This is a genomic window from Psychrobacter pasteurii (assembly GCF_900162815.1).
GTDB classification, from domain to species: Bacteria; Pseudomonadota; Gammaproteobacteria; order Pseudomonadales; family Moraxellaceae; genus Psychrobacter; species Psychrobacter pasteurii.
Genome location: NZ_FUGD01000118.1, coordinates 1 through 17,079 on the forward strand (window position 1 = coordinate 1; position 17,079 = coordinate 17,079).

Annotated in this window: 15 protein-coding genes and 1 pseudogene; 9 read left to right on the forward strand and 7 right to left on the reverse strand. The window is 41.7% G+C overall.

Annotated features, from left to right (window positions below):
• Positions 1-209: pseudogene (locus tag A1232T_RS10690) on the reverse strand (transposase); the annotation flags it as partial.
• Positions 210-515: 306 nt separating this feature from the next.
• Here A1232T_RS10690 and A1232T_RS10695 point away from each other — a divergent pair.
• Positions 516-1,319 (forward strand): response regulator transcription factor, encoded by an 804-nt coding sequence (locus A1232T_RS10695; RefSeq protein ID WP_077449399.1) that lies wholly within the window; start codon positions 516-518, stop codon positions 1,317-1,319.
• Entirely contained in the window at positions 1,316-3,145 is a 1,830-nt protein-coding gene (creC, locus tag A1232T_RS10700) for a two-component system sensor histidine kinase CreC (protein WP_077449400.1), read from the forward strand. Before A1232T_RS10695 ends, creC begins: the two co-directional genes overlap by 4 nt.
• 95 nt (positions 3,146-3,240) lie before the next feature.
• On the opposite strand, the gene tkt is transcribed toward creC, so the two are convergent.
• A complete protein-coding gene (gene tkt, locus A1232T_RS10705; protein ID WP_077449401.1) occupies positions 3,241-5,241 on the reverse strand; it encodes a transketolase in 2,001 nt (666 codons plus the stop codon).
• A 150-nt stretch (positions 5,242-5,391) separates the two neighbouring features.
• Complete coding sequence (gene serS, locus A1232T_RS10710) at positions 5,392-6,678, reverse strand: serine--tRNA ligase (RefSeq protein ID WP_077449402.1); 1,287 nt, start codon at positions 6,676-6,678, stop codon at positions 5,392-5,394.
• 567 nt (positions 6,679-7,245) lie between these two features.
• Between serS and A1232T_RS10715 the strand changes: the two genes are divergently transcribed.
• Together A1232T_RS10715 and A1232T_RS10720 are read left to right on the forward strand one after the other, a co-directional pair.
• The gene (locus tag A1232T_RS10715; protein WP_077449403.1) at positions 7,246-7,899 is read left to right on the forward strand and encodes a YcxB family protein; all 654 of its coding nucleotides are present in this window, start codon (positions 7,246-7,248) and stop codon (positions 7,897-7,899) included.
• Between the two features lie 280 nt (positions 7,900-8,179).
• The gene (locus A1232T_RS10720) at positions 8,180-8,650 is read left to right on the forward strand and encodes a Dps family protein (protein ID WP_077449404.1); all 471 of its coding nucleotides are present in this window, start codon (positions 8,180-8,182) and stop codon (positions 8,648-8,650) included.
• Positions 8,651-8,757: 107 nt separating this feature from the next.
• Here the strand turns inward: A1232T_RS10720 and A1232T_RS10725 are convergent, their stop codons facing one another.
• Positions 8,758-10,209 (reverse strand): SLC13 family permease, encoded by a 1,452-nt coding sequence (locus A1232T_RS10725; protein WP_077449405.1) that lies wholly within the window; start codon positions 10,207-10,209, stop codon positions 8,758-8,760.
• Between the two features lie 390 nt (positions 10,210-10,599).
• Here A1232T_RS10725 and A1232T_RS10730 point away from each other — a divergent pair, with 390 nt between their 5' ends.
• The 4 genes from A1232T_RS10730 (at position 10,600) to A1232T_RS10745 (ending at position 13,712) form a co-directional block, all read left to right on the forward strand.
• Entirely contained in the window at positions 10,600-11,244 is a 645-nt protein-coding gene (locus A1232T_RS10730; protein WP_077449413.1) for an AzlC family ABC transporter permease, read from the forward strand.
• The gene (locus A1232T_RS10735; RefSeq protein WP_077449406.1) at positions 11,234-11,593 is read left to right on the forward strand and encodes an AzlD domain-containing protein; all 360 of its coding nucleotides are present in this window, start codon (positions 11,234-11,236) and stop codon (positions 11,591-11,593) included. Before A1232T_RS10730 ends, A1232T_RS10735 begins: the two co-directional genes overlap by 11 nt.
• Before the next feature lie 208 nt (positions 11,594-11,801).
• Entirely contained in the window at positions 11,802-13,214 is a 1,413-nt protein-coding gene (locus A1232T_RS10740) for an aspartate ammonia-lyase (protein ID WP_077449407.1), read from the forward strand.
• A gap of 111 nt (positions 13,215-13,325) precedes the next feature.
• The gene (locus A1232T_RS10745; RefSeq protein ID WP_077449408.1) at positions 13,326-13,712 is read left to right on the forward strand and encodes a hypothetical protein; all 387 of its coding nucleotides are present in this window, start codon (positions 13,326-13,328) and stop codon (positions 13,710-13,712) included.
• A gap of 181 nt (positions 13,713-13,893) precedes the next feature.
• Here the strand turns inward: A1232T_RS10745 and A1232T_RS10750 are convergent, their stop codons facing one another.
• The 3 genes from A1232T_RS10750 to ispF form a co-directional block, all read right to left on the reverse strand.
• Positions 13,894-14,373 (reverse strand): hypothetical protein, encoded by a 480-nt coding sequence (locus A1232T_RS10750; RefSeq protein WP_077449409.1) that lies wholly within the window; start codon positions 14,371-14,373, stop codon positions 13,894-13,896.
• Positions 14,374-14,643: 270 nt separating this feature from the next.
• Positions 14,644-14,976 (reverse strand): Grx4 family monothiol glutaredoxin, encoded by a 333-nt coding sequence (gene grxD / locus A1232T_RS10755; protein ID WP_077449410.1) that lies wholly within the window; start codon positions 14,974-14,976, stop codon positions 14,644-14,646.
• Between the two features lie 125 nt (positions 14,977-15,101).
• Complete coding sequence (ispF, locus tag A1232T_RS10760; RefSeq protein WP_077449411.1) at positions 15,102-15,614, reverse strand: 2-C-methyl-D-erythritol 2,4-cyclodiphosphate synthase; 513 nt, start codon at positions 15,612-15,614, stop codon at positions 15,102-15,104.
• A 54-nt stretch (positions 15,615-15,668) separates the two neighbouring features.
• On the opposite strand from ispF, the gene mnmA reads away from it, so the two are divergent.
• The gene (gene mnmA / locus A1232T_RS10765; protein WP_077449412.1) at positions 15,669-16,880 is read left to right on the forward strand and encodes a tRNA 2-thiouridine(34) synthase MnmA; all 1,212 of its coding nucleotides are present in this window, start codon (positions 15,669-15,671) and stop codon (positions 16,878-16,880) included.
• The last annotated feature ends 199 nt before the right edge of the window (positions 16,881-17,079 follow it).

A 17,079-nucleotide genomic window follows, 5' to 3' on the forward strand; every position in this document is an offset into this window, starting at 1 on the left:
CCTTGTAAGCTGTTTTCAAGTAACGGCTTACTAAGCTCTTGATAGCTGATGTTGTCATTATGCACAAATCGCCATAACGCTTGGGTCTGAGCAAAACTGCTTTTAGTATCCATAGTCGCTTTCATACCAGCATGTAGATAACCGTTTGGGTGAGTGTGATTGTGTACGAGTTGCTGATAACGTTTAATAAGTCTCGTATCTAGCTCCATTTTATCTATGCCATACTGGAAGATTCTATCATTCTGTTTTGCTCTTTTTAAGTTGTGTAGATACCTATGCCCTGAAGTGGGTGGTTTTACGGCGATAGTTGATAAATGTGGTGTTTACTCTATAACTTAAGAGGCCGCTGTATACATTCACTAATTTTCCATAGTCTGCCCATCTGAAACACATCTCTTTTTAGGCCGGCTGTGCTAGGATTAGCAGTGTATTTTGACAGCGCTTTATTTATTACTTTATATATTAAATATTAAGTGTTGCCTGTACCTTCCTTGTTCTATAAATGGGTATCCCTCATGACTGCCTCGCAAAACGCATTAGCTTCCAACTCACCTACTCCGCACATCCTAATTGTTGAAGATGACCCTGCCATCGCCACGTCGCTTAGAGTGACCTTTAAGCGCGAAGGCTGGCAAGTGACTTGGCTCGATAATGCCAGCAGTGTTATCCCTACCTTAAAAAACTTTAATGAGCAAAATCAACTGGTTTCAGGCATGGTGCTTGATGTGGGACTACCCGATGGCGATGGCCTAAACCTGTGCCAAGACATCCGTCATAGCGATAATATTGGCTCTTTAAAACAGCTGCCTATCGTATTTTTGACGGCCCGTAGTGATGAGGTGGATAGGATTCTTGGTTTGGAAATGGGAGGGGATGATTACTGCCCAAAACCTTTTAGTCCTCGTGAGTTAGTAGCTCGGTTAAAAGCCATTTGGCGCCGTGAGCAATTAACGGCCTCTAACGTAGATAGCCAAGCTACAGAATCTGATGAGGTTACAGAGCCCCAGTTTTTTCAGCTTGAATCAGGAACTTGGCGTTATGAACCCTTAACTTACACCTTATATTGGAATGACAATAAATTAGAACTTAGTAACACTGAACGTAAGCTACTATTGGCTTTATTGGCCAATCCTGAACGTGTCTTTAGCCGAGAACAGTTATTAAACTCAATCAGCGATTATCCTGACCACCGTTTAGCGCGTACCATCGACAGTCACGTTAAATCCATTCGTAAACAGTTGGCTCAAATCAGTGAACAACAAGATTTAGAAATCATTCACACCCATCGCGGCTTAGGCTATGGACTTTGTGCTTCATGAGTGACCCAAAAGACAGCGATAATAAGTCGCCTGAAAATTCAAATAACTGGTACGCCAAGCTCCATCCTATCGGTAGAGAATCTCCACCTATCGTACCGGATATTAAACCCAAAAAAATCCTTAACCTGAGTCTATTTTTTAGAATTTGGATTGCGGTCGGTGTTATCGTTATTATCTCAGGCATTGTGGTATTCAATCAGCTGTTTAATTATGTCCGCCCCATTACCCAGCAAGTGATTGAAGACACCTTGGTTGACAGCTCTAAGCTATTGGCCGCAAGCCTGCAATCTGCGGTTGAGTCAGGTGAAATCTATGACAAAAACTACCAAGCCATGCTGGATAAGGCCTTTTTAGCACCAGACATTATAGACAATAGCCTGGCAGAGGCTAAAAAAACAACGGCCAAACCGAACACTAACCCTGTTGAAGATAACGGTTGGTTAGACTCTTCTTTGTCTACTGATTCGTGGTATCACGAAAAGACTCACAGCAGCTTTCGGATTTATATAACAGATAAGCATGGAATCGTTATCTATGACTCCCTTCCCAAAGACCTTAGTAGTACTAAAAAATTCGTTGAAAAAAATGCCGAAGGTAAAGATTACTCAAGTTGGAATGATGTAAACTTGACCTTACAAGGTAAATACGGAGCCAGAACCACACGCACAGACCCTGAGGACTCCACCTCTTCCATCATGTATGTGGCCCAGCCCATTTATAGTTCAGCCAATAACCAAGAGATTATTGGCGTGGTTAGTATCGGTAAACCTACAGCAACCGTTTTTCCGTATTTGAACGCCACACGTCAGCGCATGTTAACTGCTTCATTAATCATTAGTATCCTGACTTTATTGATGGCAGGGCTTATTGCTTGGTGGCTGCGTCAAAGCACTTTATTGGTCACACGCTATACTCAGTCTTTAGCTCAAGACACTAAGAAGCCGTACTTTTATTTAGGCAAAGAGCTCAACGAGCTGAGCGATACCATTGAAAGCATGAAGCACCGCTTAGAAAACCGGGCTTATGTCACCGATTATGTGCATACCCTCACCCATGAATTAAAAAGCCCCTTGACGGCTATTAGAGCCAGTGGAGAGCTACTTGAAGAGACCGATTTAGACGGTGAAGATAGGTTGATGTTAAGTCAGACCATCACTGAGCAAAGTATCAAGCTACAATCTTTGATTGACAGGCTATTATTGCTGGCCAAGATTGAACAGCCCACATTTAAGCTGACAATGCAGCCGATAAACCCCGATGGCCTAATCAAAACCTTAATCGCCGGCTGTGAGATGCAGCGTCAATACCAACACGTACAAATTGACTATCAGTGTCAAATTGACGACCCTGAAACTAAGTTTATTCTTGCTGATGAGTTTTGGATAACTCAAGCTTTGCAAAACGTATTAGACAACGCTTTATATTTTGCCAAAAGTAAAGTCGTTGTCCATTTAGCACTGCAAAGTTTTAATAAAATTGACTATATCCAGTTGTCTATTATCAATAATGGAGACTTGATACCTGACTATGCTCTAGAAAAGGTCTTTGATCGTTATTTTAGTTTATCGCACCAGTATCATCGCCAGCCCAACTATAAAGTGAATGAGGATAATGATAGCTCACAGCCTCTCAATAGCACACCCCCTCAAACACAGGCAAAAAAAGGCACAGGCCTGGGGTTAACCTTGGTTAAGCAAGTTATTGAGCGCCATGGTGGTATGGTTAGCATTCACAACCTGCACTCTTTTCCCACAGCTTCTAGTGACATAGAAAGCACCGGAGTAGAACTGACTCTTTATTTGCCATTAGCTTCTATTAGCCCTTAGTTCATGGCCTCCATAGCCTTATTTGAGAAATAAAAAAAGAGCTGCCAGAATTATCTGACAGCTCTTTTTCTAGTTTAGTACTTAGCTATATAAACTTATTTAACTAAGCTATTTACGGCATCAACTACTGCTTCATCAGTAATACCAAACTCTTTAAACAACTCACCTGCAGGCGCAGACTCACCATAAGTAGTCATACCAATTACTTTACCGTCTAGGCCAACAAACTTGAACCAGTAATCCACGTGAGCGGCTTCTACAGCCACACGAGCACGGATATTTGACGGCAATACTGACTCACGGTAATCGCTGTCTTGAGCAGTAAATACTTCAGCACATGGCATAGATACCACACGAACGCCCACGCCCTGCTCGCTTAGTGTGTTATAAGCATTCATTGCTAAGCCCACTTCTGAACCGGTAGCAATGATGATGGCTTGTAGCTCAGATTTCTCTTTTGCTAACACATAACCACCTTTGGCGATATTAGCCACTTGCTCGCTATCACGCGTTTGATGTGGCAGACCTTGACGGCTAAAGATTAGAGCAGAAGGGTTGTTCTTAGCTTTTAATGCTTCAGCCCAAGCGGTTGCAGACTCAGTGGTATCACAAGGACGCCAAGTGTGTAAGTTAGGCGTAGTGCGTAAGCTGGCTAATTGCTCAATAGGCTGATGCGTAGGACCATCTTCACCTAGACCGATTGAGTCATGGGTGTAAACATGGATAACACGCTGCTTCATTAAAGCGCCCATACGTACCGCATTACGAGCATATTCCATAAACATTAAGAAGGTTGCTACGTAAGGAATGAAGCCACCGTGTATAGCAATACCATTGGCAATAGCCGTCATACCAAATTCACGGACACCATAATAGATGTAGTTACCATCAGCGTCTTTCTCAATACCTTTAGCATCTTTAAACAACGTTAGGTTTGAGCCTGCTAAGTCCGCTGAACCACCCATAAGCTCTGGCAGTAAAGGCTGGAAAGTATTGATAGCATTGAAGCTGGCTTTACGGCTAGCCACATCTTCGCCTTGCTCTTGGCACTGCTGAATATAAGCTTGTGCTTGCTGATCAAAGTCAGCTGGCAGCTCACCTTCTAGACGACGTAGTAATTCTGCTGCAAGCTCTGGATAAGCCTTTTTATACGCTTCAAAGTCCGCTTCCCAGTTTTTCTCTAAAGCTTCACCTTTGGCTTTTGCATCCCAAGCTTCATAGATCTCATCATCTAATTCAAATGGTGCATGTTTCCAAGCCAGCTCATCACGAGTTAGAGCGATTTCATCATCCCCTAGTGGAGCACCGTGGCTTGACGCTTTACCTTGCTTGTTCGGGCTACCCACACCAATAATGGTCTTACAGATAATTAAACTTGGCTTGCTGGCTTCTGCAATGGCTTGTTCAGTAGCTTTAGTGATAGCTCCAGCATCATGACCATCTACTTTAAGCACTTGCCAGCCATAGCTTTCAAAGCGCTTTTGGGTATCATCAGTGAACCAACCTTCTACTTCACCATCAATAGAAATACCGTTGTCATCATAGAAGAATACTAATTTACCAAGACCTAAAGTACCTGCTAAAGAAGCAACCTCGTGGCTGATACCTTCCATCAAGCAGCCGTCACCTAAGAAAGCATAAGTGTGGTGATCGATGATGTTATGACCTTCACGGTTGAACTGAGCAGCTAAGGTTTTTTCAGCAATAGCGAAGCCCACTGCGTTAGCGATACCTTGACCCAAAGGACCTGTAGTAGTTTCAACACCTGGGGTATAGCCTAATTCTGGGTGACCCGGTGTTTTTGAATGTAACTGACGGAAGCTCTTTAAGTCATCAATGCTAACATCATAGCCTGTTAAATGAAGCAGTGAGTAGATAAGCATTGAGCCATGACCATTAGATAGTACGAAACGGTCACGGTTGTGCCAGTTTGGATTTGAAGGGTTATGCTTTAAAAATTTACGCCACAATACTTCAGCAATATCAGCCATACCCATTGGTGCGCCTGGGTGCCCTGAGTTGGCTTTTTGTACCGCATCAAAAGAAAGCACGCGAATGGCGTTAGCTAGTTTGCGTTCAGATATAGGTGTTGACATAAAAAATCCTAGGTTTTGGTGGTCAGTTAAAACTAAGTGAGTTATTGCAGGTTTAATTGGATAAGCGGTAAGCAAGTCACTTACGGCTTATCCTCGATAAAACAAAAAATAAATTAAGAAAGTAAGCTGAGATACCCTTACACTGACTCATTAAGCCGTGATGGTTTCAGCACCGCCCATAAAGGGACGTAATACTTCAGGGATAGTGATGCTACCATCAGCGTTTTGATGGTTTTCCATAATGGCCAGTAGCGTACGGCCCACAGCTAAGCCTGAGCCATTTAAAGTGTGTACAAGCTCTGTCTTTTTGCCATCTTTAACTCGAGTGCCCATACGACGTGCTTGGAAGTCACCGCAGTTTGAGCAGCTTGAGATTTCACGATAAGTGTCTTGGCTAGGTACCCACACTTCAATATCATAAGTGCGTAGTGCGCTAAAGCCCATATCACCAGTACACAGCTTGACCACACGGTAAGGTAACTCTAACTGCTGTAAGATATCCTCTGCTTGAGCCGTCATTTGCTCTAAAAGCTCATCAGATTGCTCAGCAGTAGCAATGTTTACCATCTCTACTTTTTCAAACTGATGCTGACGAATTAAGCCACGGGTATCACGGCCATGTGAGCCCGCTTCACTTCTAAAGCAAGGCGTATGTGCCGTAAATTTAAAAGGTAGCTGACTGGCTTCCAAACGCTCGCCACGAACTAAGTTAGTCATAGGCACTTCAGCGGTTGGGATTAAATAAAAGCCCATGCCATCATTGTTGGTGTGATTGATCAGTTTAAATAAGTCTTCTTCAAATTTAGGCAGCTGACCTGTACCCTTCAAGCTATCAGAGTTAACAATATAAGGCACATAGCACTCGGTATAGCCGTATTTTACGGTATGAGTGTTCAGCATGAACTGAATCAAAGCTCTATGTAATTGAGCCAACTGGCCGGTTAATACATTAAAGCGGCTACCCGTTAGTTTGGCTGCAGCAGCAAAGTCTAATTGACCTAGGCCTTCACCCACATCGGTATGATCTTTGATCTCAAAATCAAACTGGCGTGGCGTTCCCCATTTACGGACTTCCACGTTATCTTCTTCAGAATCCCCTTCAGGCACATCGTCAGCTGGAATATTAGGGATTTGCAGCGCTGCTTCATTAATTTTATCTTGTAGCGCTTTTAGATCTTCCTCTGCTTTTTTGATATCGCCGCTGATCGACTGCATTTCAGCCAGTAACTCACTGGCATCTTCACCATTTTTCTTCAGAGCACCAACTTGCTTGGCACCGGCATTACGCTTAGCCTGTAAATCTTCGGTTAACACCTGAAGGGATTTACGCTGTGATTCCAGCTGTTGCCAAAAATCCACATCCAGCTCATACCCTCTTTTGGCAAGTTTCTGTTTTAACTCGGTTAAATCTTGGCGTAATAGCTTAGGATCAATCATGCGACACCTTTTATTAGAGTATTAAAATATGAAATAGTAGAGACTTAATTTGAATAATTGATTTTTTTAAATGAATAACAACTTAGCCATTCCTCAGGCTAGATATTAATTCATACATAAAAGTCATAAAAGCACATCAGAAAAGCTCAGTCACAAAATTAAGCGTGACTTATATCAGTTTTCAGCTTAAAAATAGATTGGAATTATCTTTAGAACCACCTTGAAAGTGGACGCCTAAATAATGTTGCCTATGATACCAAGACCGAGCATTTTTGACCACGTTAAAACATCGATATGCTCCCAAAATCCTTATAAAACTATACAATTTCCTAATCTATTTCTCTCAAACCGCTATTTTTTGAGGGTTAATTTACTTTAACCTTCTATCCTGCTTTAACCCATTACCCAAGCTAACCCAAAATTTAACGTCTCACATCAAGCTTTAAAGTTTCAATTACCCCCAGTTTTCGGTAAGATAGCACTATCTCAGTGACATCCTGCTTTTGCATAAAATATGTCATTTTAATTTTACTTTTTGTCCAATTAACATCCTATTCGAGTAATTATATGGCTCTTTACCCTTACACCCTTCAACCTGTTGATATCAATCTAACTGAAGAAGAGTTCCACAAAGCACAGTTTGAGTTATTTGAAAAAACCAATCCTTCTTACGGCCTAAAAAATATTAAAATGAAAGAATGGATCATCATGGCCATCGTGGTGGCAGTTTCTATAGCTGGGCTTGTTTACGTCAAAGGCTACTCAACCTTTATCTTTTATTTGATGTTGGTTTTGGTCGTGCTGTATATACTGGTGCGCACCATTGGGATGAAATGGTATGTGCAAAGAGAATTTGAAAAGCAGATGGCTGAGCAAGAGATGCCTGATGAAATGAAACAGCTAAAGCTTGGGGTACAAAAACATGGATTAATCATGGCCATGCCCTCTCCTAACGCTGGCCTTCAAACCAATAAAGCCATGCGCGGTATGCAAATGCGTGGTTCGGCGACACAGCAAGCCGTTATTCCCTGGACTGCCGTAAAAAGCTGGGAAGAAACGGATGACTATATTTTCATGCTGTTTGAAATGCAAGGTCAACAAGGCAGCCAAATCATTCCAAAACGCCTACAAGCACAAAAATTCCCTATTGATACCGTTCGCACTCATTTACAAGAAGTGGTACCTGTTAAAGGACTACAGCCTCAGGCGATTGGTCAGTAATATCTAGTCCTAGACTCTCATTAAGAAAATGACCCAAATTGGGTCATTTTTTTTGCCTTAACTTAAGAAAAAAATTTCAAAAAAACATTCCAATAAGTAAACATAAGTTTTGGCCTAACAATGTAAGTAAAGGTTAGTAATTTTACAAAACTTATCACAAACATTAAAGTTTTACATTTAACTAATCATACTATATTTGCTACTATAATAGTCATTAAAGGCAAGGGGCAAAGCCCAATAAAGACCCCAATAAAAACACTAACTACAAAGGATAATTATTATGACAACTAATCAGATTGGTTTAGAAAAAAAAGATATGTCAGCAGTGATCGAAAAACTAAATAACCTGCTTTCAAGCTATCATATTTTCTACATCAACGTACGTGGCTATCACTGGAACGTAAAAGGTGAACATTTCTTCTCACTACACCAGCAGTTTGAAGAGCTATACACCAACCTACAAGTTCAAATTGATGAAATTGCAGAGCGTGTTCTAACTCTAGGCGGTACTCCACTACATGCTTATAGTGACTTTGCTCAACACAGCAGCCTAAAAGAAGATAAAGACGTGTTCTCAGGTACAGACTGTGTGCGTGGCGTAGTTGCAGGCTTGCAAGGACTTATTGAAGAGCAACGTGGTGTTTCTGCAGTGGCAGAAGAAGCGGAAGACCAAGGTACTGCAGACTTAGTTGATGAGTATGTTCAAGAACAAGAAAAACTAGTTTGGATGTACAACGCTTTCTTAGGCTAATTGCTAAAGCAATAAGCAATCTAAAGGCTAGATAACGATTATCTTAACTTAGCCATAAAAAATCCCCCGTATTATACGGGGGATTTTTTTGTCTTAATAAATAAGATTTATAGTAAGAAGAAATAAGCCCAGCATGCCACGATAATTGAAGCGACAATGTTCAAGACTATACCCACACGCACCATCTCAGATTGCTTAATCAAACCGGTACCAAATACGATAGCATTTGGCGGTGTCGCCACAGGTAACATGAAGGCACAAGAAGCACCGATACCAATAATCATCACCAACACTTCGATCGGTAAGCCCATCTGTTCGGCAATGGCAACGAAAACAGGGACTAACAGTGCCGCTGAAGCCGTGTTTGACGCAAACTCTGTCAAGAAGATGATAAACACTGCGATAGCCAACATAACTAAGAACAAGGGCGTAGTCATTAACGCATTGGCTACAGTCTCACCCATTACCAAAGAGGCTCCTGAAGACTTCAGCACATTAGATAAGGCAATACCCCCACCGAATAACATGAGCACGCCCCAGTCAGTGTTGTCTGAAACCTGTTTCCATGACACCAGACCTAAGCTGACAACCGCAGCGGCAGCACTTAAAGCGATAATAGCGTCAATGTCACTGATTTCAAAATACTCACCCAATTTATTACCGAATATCCACGATAAGGCTGTGACTATGAACACCACAATGGTAATAATTCTAGGCTTAGTCCAAGGGATATCCGGCTGGTCAATACTGCTAATACGCACATTAAGATTGGGTTTTAACACCAAATACATCGCACCCAATAATAAAGGCGTTAATACAAACGTCAAAGGCAGACCAAACTTCATCCAATCAATAAAAGAGATTTCTAAAGCTTTGGCAGCAATGGCGTTTGGTGGGGAGCCTACGATGGTTCCCAAGCCGCCCAAACTTGCCGAGTAAGCAATACCCAATAGGACGAATACGAATGTGCCTCGGTCTTTTTCACGGTCAACCTGAGACAACATACCGATAGCCAACGGCAACATCATCGCCGCTGTCGCCGTATTTGAGATCCACATGGAAAGCATGGCGGTAGCAAAGAATATCAGCATAACCGCATTACCCAGCTTACCCCCTGATAAAGAGATTAGCTTTAACGCAATCTTCTTATCCAGACTTTGTACATGCAGAGCAGCCGCTAGCGCAAAGCCCCCAAAGAACAGGTAAATGGTTGGGTTAGCAAAGCTCGATAAAGCTGACTTGGTATCAAAATCAGGAATACCAATAGCCACCCCGATAATCATGACCAATATCGCGGTAATGGTGACGTGTAAAGCCTCAGTTAACCACAGCGTACCAATGAATAATAACATCGATAAGCCTTTATTAACGTCGGTATCGAAAGGCAACACATTAAAGACAATCAAGCTAATTATCGCTGCAATAGCAGTAATAATTAGTCCTTTTCCTGTGCCTTTAGGAAAAGTATCTGTGAACAAGTACTCATTGCCATCATGAGGAAGATGACTGTCTAAGTTCTTATTTGCACCCGTAGGTGGGGTCTGATTCAACTCTGACATACAACACCTTTATAAAATTAAATTCTTACTGTCGCAGTAAGAAACACTATAAAACTGGACGGGATATTTACTAAAACACCAAGTTAATGTAAATTTGTTATATTTAGAAATCACTAAACACTTCTTAAAAGTTACATTTGTAGTATATTGTATAAGTTTTTATAAATCATTAATATGATATTTCAAAATAATAGACTCACAACTTGGTCTATACTAACCTTTTTCAGTTTTCTTTGCCTTCATCGTAATTGAATACGCACTTTGTGAGACTGCTGAATCAAGAAATAAAAATCAGGATGTCGTGTGACTACTCATTTAAAAGATACCCCACTCGTACAGGGCACTAGTTACGATTGGGCAGAAGGCTTTAAACGAAGCCTTCCGGTAGCAATGGGCTATCTTCCTGCAGGTATCGCGTTTGGTGTTCTAGCTCAAGTGGCTGGCATTCCTGTTTGGGCCACAGTTATGCTTAGTGTTGTGCTGTATGCTGGTGCTGCTCAATATGCCTGTATCCCCATGCTGAGCGCAGGCTTACCCATTGGCAGTATGGCAACCAATATTGCCGCCATCAACTTACGTCATATTTTTTATGGCATGCCCCTATTACAATCCTTACCTCAGAATAAACTGGCCAAAACTTACTGCTTATTTGCGTTAACCGATGAGACCTTCTCGGTTATGACCAGTATGCCAACTGAGTTAAGACAAGCCTTGATATTACCTATTAGCTTTTTTAATCAGATGTGGTGGGTTGTCGCAGGCGCAATTGGATTTATGATAGGAAGCACTCTAAATGATTTAATCCCGCATTTAGATTTCGCTTTAGTGTGTTTGTTTGCGATCTTGGCTTATGAGCAATTTCAAAGCGTTAAGCGTTATTTCCCCATTGGTATTGCCGTTATCTCCTTAGTCATTGCCTCTTTATTTACCAGTAATTGGGTATTATTAATGGCAATTAGTATTTGTATGCTCCTTATTTTAGCCAGTGGCTTATGGATACAGCGCAATATGAAAGGAGTTGGTAGTGACCAGTAGTTATCTTATTCTCGCAACTTTTGCTATGGCTGGTGTCACTTTTATTACTCGTGCTCTCCCCGCTTTAATCCCAAGAAGACTTCTAGATAAGCCTTGGTTACATCGACTCAATGAAAGTCTGCCTTTGTCAGTAATGGCCCTGCTCATTTTGACCAGTTTGTCTTATCAAGACTTATCTCCCACAACAGGGCTGCACAGTGCTGAATTGCATTTATTACTGGCACAGATTGGGGCACTGTTATTGGTACTCCTGGTTTATCATATTAGCCGCCAATTACTGGTGAGTATGGTCGCTGGGATTGCTTCATTGAACGGTTTATTATGGCTATTTACCAACTTTTTAGGATAACCTCATTAGACTTACAGGCTGGGTTGACCTGTTACACTTCAAATCTATTTCAACCTAAAAGGTTATAAAAAACACTATAACTTTTAGCAACTTATAACCTTTATTTTTACAAGCTATCAAAAGTATTCAATCGACTTAAGTTTTGCGATATCTATGCTATTGTATTAGGCTTAAAACCCATAACCTTGATAATAGGAATAAAACAAGTATGAATTCATCTACTAGAAATGAGCATGATTTACTTGGTGAACGTGATATCCCTTCTGACGCGTATTTTGGTATTCAAACCCTGCGTGCTTATGAGAACTTCAACATTAGTAAAGTACGCCTACATCAATTCTCCCCTTTCATTAGAGCTTTTGCTACTGTCAAAAAAGCCGCTGCTATTACCAACCACAAAGTTGGTGTTCTAGAAGAGAAAAGAAAAGACGCTATTGTGGCTGCTTGTGATGACTTAATTGCAGACAAGCTACACGATCAGTTTATTATCGATATGTTCCAAGGTGGTGCCGGTACTTCGACCAACATGAACGTTAACGAAGTGATCGCTAACCGTGCCTTAGAAATCATGGGTCATGAAAAAGGTGAGTATCAGTACTTACATCCTAACAACCATGTCAACTTATCTCAGTCAACTAACGACTCTTATCCTACTGCCCTAAAACTTGCTTTAGACTTCTACTGTGACCGTCTACTTAGCAAAATGGACATTTTGATTGAAAGCTTCTTAAATAAAAAAGAAGAGCTGGGTGATCGTCTAAAAATGGGCCGTACTCACCTACAAGATGCGGTACCTATGACTGCAGGACAAGAGTTCAACGCTTTTGCTACTATGATCAAAGCTGAGAAAAAGCGCATTGAGCAGGTCCGTGAACTGCTTTATGAAATCAACATGGGTGCCACAGCCATCGGTACGGGTATCAACGCGCCAAGCAGCTACCCTGAGACTTGTGCTGAAGTATTAAGAGAGCTAACTGGTAAGCCTTATTACACTTCTGATGACTTAATTCAAGCCACTCAAGACACCAGTGTCTATGTTGCTCTATCAGGCAACCTACGTCTATTGGCCACTCGCTTATCAAAAATTGCCAACGATATTCGTTTGCAATCTTCAGGTCCTCGCGCAGGCTTAGGTCAATACCGTATTCCACAAATGCAACCAGGCAGCTCAATCATGCCAGGTAAAGTAAACCCAGTTATTCCAGAAGTGGTGAACCAAGCTTGTTTCCATATTATGGGTATTGACCATACCATCGCCATGGCTTCTGAAGCAGGTCAATTACAGTTAAACGTGTTTGAACCTGTCATGGCGTTCAACCTATTTACTGGCCTTGTGATGCTAAGCAATATTTGTGAGACCTTTGCCACACGTTGTATCGATGGCATCGAGATGAACGAAGATTATTGCCGTGAGCAAGTGTTAAGTAACATTGGTCTGGTTACTGCACTAAACCCACATCTTGGCTATGAAGTATCTACTCGTATCGCCAAAAGAGCTCAAGAAACTGGGGGCAGTATCTACAATATCGTTTTAGAAGAGAAGCTATTGGATCAAGAAACACTAGATCAGATTATCTCTCCTGAAAATATGGTGTACCCTCTGTTAAAGCGTGAAGCTTAGAGGATATAAAAAGGGGCAGCTTAAAAAATAGGTTTTCAGACAAACTATATGTTGCTAAACTTCTATTTTTTAAGTAGCCTATTTTCTTTTATCCCATTCAAGGAACGATCCATGAAAAAATTCTTAGCAGTTTCGGCCCTGATGACCTCGCTTGCGCTGACAGGCTGTGCCACTACAGGCACTGGTACTGATGCAGGAAACGCTGTTGGTACCGCCACTAATATGGGTATGAGTATCTTTAAAACTGCCGTAGATGCTCAATGCCGTAGCGAACTTGAAAAACAAAATGCTTGGCGTATTGCTCGCGTAGCAATGAACTCTGAGCAAGAAGAAGTGGCCAAGACTAAGATTTGTGGTTGTGTTAGCGAACAGGCTCCTCAGCAAGTAACGGTTGTCGATATGACCAATGCTGCCATTGACCCTCAGTACCGCGCACAATTGGTGACAAAAGTTGTCGCCAAATCACTACAGACTTGCTATGCAAGTTTTACTAAATAAGGTAAACACCCCTCATCAATAGATATAGGGATGCTTTACTAAGTCAAGCCTAAAAAAAGCACTCAAGATAACTCTTGAGTGCTTTTTTTTATGCCAGGGCTAATAATTTAACCCTTTATTTTATCTTTGCAATCCTTTGCAATCTGACTACTTTAGCTTACTGAGCGTCTTGACCTTGCGTCTAACTGATTGGCACAATACGCTCGTGCTGACCGTCGCCCAATAAGCTTTGGCTACCTATGCCTTCTGGATTCATTTCAAGATAAGCGGTCATTTGTGCCACCGCTTCTTCATCTCCTTCGGACATAATACGCTGCTTAATGGCTTCTACTGGAGGTACAGCTAAGTTTTTTAGCAAAGACAATAGCTGACTGCTCTGCCCTTTAGTAACCACCAACTCAATTAACTGACGGGCATCGACCGGTAAGTCTGCTGTTGACTGAGCCATAAGCGCTAAATGATAAGCACCATGGGTGTCTTCATCCGTAACGATACGTTGCTCAATGGCTTTATAAGTTTCGCTCGTCGCACCGCCCGCCACACTTAATAAGTGGATACACTTAAGAGAAGAGTACGCCTCATTATCGGCAATGGCTTTGATTTTTTCTGATTGCTCTTCTAATAACTTACGTTTTTGTACTAACTTGTCATCTGAAGTCATATTTTATTCCTATATTTTCTAAAGACTAAGGGGTTAACTCAAACTTGAGGTCACCGACCGTCTTTAGCGTATGCCCAAAGCATACTTATTAATTAGTTTTTCACTTAACAGGTATATGGCGATTATTATTCATTTATAAAGCAGAGACATACAAAAACATAACAAGCCTATCGTGAGCCGCTTAAATCATAACCACAAAAAAAAGCCCCAGATTATTTCTGAGGCCTCTTCATTACTTTCTTTAATATCATTTCGAAATATAAGTAGAGATTAAGCTGGGCTGTGCTCTTCAACTAAAGGCTTAAGCTCACCTGATTGATACATCTCAAGGATAATATCAGAACCACCCATTAGCTCACCATTGATCCAAAGCTGTGGGAAAGTTGGCCAGTTAGCCACTTTTGGTAAAGTAGCACGGATTTCAGGGTTTTCTAAGATATTAACGAAAGCAAATGGACGACCAATTTGAGTCAATACTTCAATGGCTTTTGCAGAGAAACCACACTGTGGGAACTGTGGCGTGCCTTTCATATAAAGAAGTACTGGGTTTTCTTTAATTTGGTTGCGGATTAGGGTTTCGATATCGTTAGCTTGTTCTGTCATAATAAATCCTTATTGGAAGACACGGGTAAAACTTCAGTTATAGAAGCAAGGAGAATAAAAGTAAGGTTAAATAGTTAATGGGGATGGTAACAAAAAATGCAACAAAGATGCATTCTCAATATAGATTATTGTTTACTTACCAGTACCACAGCGCTGCACAGAATACCTTCTTGACGACCGGTAAAGCCAAGCTTCTCAGTGGTCGTGGCTTTGACACTGATATTATCCACCTCAGTATCTAAATCTTGTGCAATATTGGTACGCATTGCTAAGTTATGTTTAGCAAGTTTTGGACGTTCACAAGCCACAGTAATATCAGCATTAATTAGTTTATAGCCCTTTTGCTGAATTAAATCATAGACATGACGCAATAGCACACGAGAGTCTAAGCCCTCATTGGCATCATCAGTATCTGGAAAATGTTGACCGATATCGCCCAAAGCCAAAGCGCCAAGCAAAGCATCTGCTAGAGCATGCAATACCACATCCCCATCAGAATGCGCCAATAAGCTGTGGCTGTGCTCAATCTGCACCCCTGCCAATGTCACAAACTGCTTAGCTGCGCTGTCCTGATTTCCACTTTCTGCCGACTTGTCATAAAAAGCGTGTACGTCAATACCTTGTCCAATTCTTATCATTATTAGCCCATCAGTGTTATAATTTAACCAAATTTTAGCATAGTTTCTAATAATATGACGATATCTGCCTCTTTTGACAATAACCCTTACGATTTACCTGCCTTACGCTTAAGTGATGTGCCCAATCCTGGCCAGACACGAGTGGTGGTCGGTATGTCTGGTGGTGTGGACTCTTCAGTATCTGCAGTACTTCTACAAAAGGCAGGCTTTCAAGTTGAAGGCTTGTTTATGAAGAACTGGGAAGAAGATGATGGCACCGAATACTGTACGGCTATGGAAGACTTAGCCGATGCACAAGCAGTGTGTGATAAATTAGGGATTACCCTACACACTGCCAACTTCGCTATGGAATACTGGGACCGAGTGTTTGAGCATTTCTTAGCTGAGTATCAAGCTGGCCGTACCCCAAACCCAGACATTCTTTGTAATAAAGAAATCAAGTTTAAGGCATTTTTAGATTATGCCTCTGATCCTAAATTCGGTCTTGGTGCAGATTATATCGCCACAGGTCACTATACCCGCCGCAGTGTCAATTACACGCGTGAAGATGGGACGGAAGTGGCACGCCTGCTAAGAGGATTAGATAACAATAAAGACCAAAGTTATTTCTTACATGCTGTGGGCGGCGATAAAATTGCCAAAACTTTATTCCCTGTGGGCGAATTAGAAAAACCTGAAGTGCGTAAAATTGCCGAAGAGTATGAATTGGCCACTGCCAAAAAGAAAGACTCTACTGGTATTTGCTTCATTGGTGAGCGCCGCTTTAAAGACTTCTTACAGCAGTACTTGCCGGCCAAGCCTGGCAATATTGTTACCGATGATGGTATCACCATTGGCAAACACGATGGACTAATGTACTACACCTTAGGTCAGCGTGGTGGCATCGGTATTGGCGGCGTAAAAGATCGCCCAGAAGAGCCTTGGTTTGTACTTAAAAAAGACTTGAGCAATAATGAGCTTATCGTCGGCCAAGGCCATGACCACCCTATGCTACTTAGCCAAAGCTTAACCGCTTATAAATTAGACTGGATTGAGCGTGTGGCACCAGAAGCCATCTTTAGTGAACAAGGTCTAAAATGTGTTTCCAAGACCCGCTATCGTCAGCCTGATCAAAGCTGCACCGTTTTTGCTGATTCTGAAGATGGTAGCCGAGTTAAAGTGGTATTTGATGAGCCACAGCGCGCGGTGACGCCAGGTCAATCAGCTGTATTCTATGTTGGTGAAGTTTGTTTGGGCGGCGGCGTGATTGAGTCCGCTGAAGTATAATGCTTTTGCTATAATCTAGCCAGGGCAATCGCACTATAAAAAGTCAAAGAAGGAGTAAAATATAGCAATCGATCCATAAGAGGTAGCTATTATGCTCAACGATCCAAGAGAGTTCTTTGCCAAACTCAATGACCCAAGACGCCAAAACAAAAACCTCTATCATCCACTAGAGAACGTCATATTTATTGCGCTAACCGCT